Origin of the sequence: Marinigracilibium pacificum, assembly GCF_012926615.1 — a bacterium.
Taxonomy (GTDB): domain Bacteria; phylum Bacteroidota; class Bacteroidia; order Cytophagales; family Cyclobacteriaceae; genus Mangrovivirga; species Mangrovivirga pacifica.
In genome coordinates, this window is record NZ_JABBNU010000031.1 from 1 (window position 1) to 995 (window position 995).

General features: G+C 36.9%; 1 protein-coding gene. It reads right to left on the reverse strand.

Annotation, left to right across the window (positions count from 1 at the left end; translation table 11 throughout):
* Positions 1-355: 355 nt before the first annotated feature.
* On the reverse strand, positions 356-766 hold the full coding sequence (locus HH304_RS21095) for a hypothetical protein (RefSeq protein WP_169685282.1): 411 nt from the start codon (positions 764-766) through the stop codon (positions 356-358).
* Between the last annotated feature and the right edge of the window lie 229 nt (positions 767-995).

Genomic DNA, 995 nt, shown 5'->3' on the forward strand with positions numbered 1-995 from the left:
GGTAACCGTAGCTGTTTTTGATGGGCGTGGGCCACCACAACACTGGAAGACCAGCCTATTAACCCAATAATCAAAGTAACGCCATCGGACGTAGGGGATCACTATGTCCAAAGGAAACTAAAAACCATAAACAGACACTGATTGTGGTTTAGGAAGTAGAAATTATTGAACCAGAAAGCCGGGTTATCAATGAATTAAAGAGTAAGACAGAGAGAAAAACCAGCTAATACCCTCTACGCTCTCGTCGATTTACCCATAGTAACATTTTCAAGCACCGGACTTGTCAACACTGCATTCAAGTATAGGCCTATCGGCCATTCGAATGCTTAGTTATTGTAAAGCGTTTTATTTTTTTTCACGAGTTGATTTTGCAAACTGCGATAGTTTTTCCGTCTGACAAAAGGTATAGGTAATAAACTTTGTCATACTTATTCTTAGTAATTAATGATCTGGACATATTGATAATGTCGAGGTCATTCTCGTAGATATAGTCGTTCAATTCAATATTGAGGTAGAATGTGCCTTCCTTAAACATGTCATTTGTCAAAACTGAATTTTCCAAGTTTCGAAAATCTATACTGTCCACCATATAGAGGCTATATTCCATTATTGGTTCTAAAAAGCCACTTTCCTTTCCTGATTGAATTAAAGTTAGTTTATAATCTCTATCAAATTCAGCCATTTCATTAACATCATCAAACAGTTCTGTCTCTGTTTGACAACTGACAAATAGTATCGTGGCTAATATCAAAAGAACTCGGTTCATTTTTAATGCTTTACAACGGTTTCGTATAACCGTCAGTTACGGGATTAAAGTTAATGATTTTCGGTTAAGCACTGGCGTTAGCAATTCCGAGTGGATTCGGACGCAGTCGAATCCGCCGTAATTGCGGTTATACATTGTTGAACAAATCCTCCTTCGTCGGAAACCTGGAAAGTTTCTAACTTAGGAGGAGTTCTTAATTTAAATAATCATTGAAATTATGAAAAAAAAG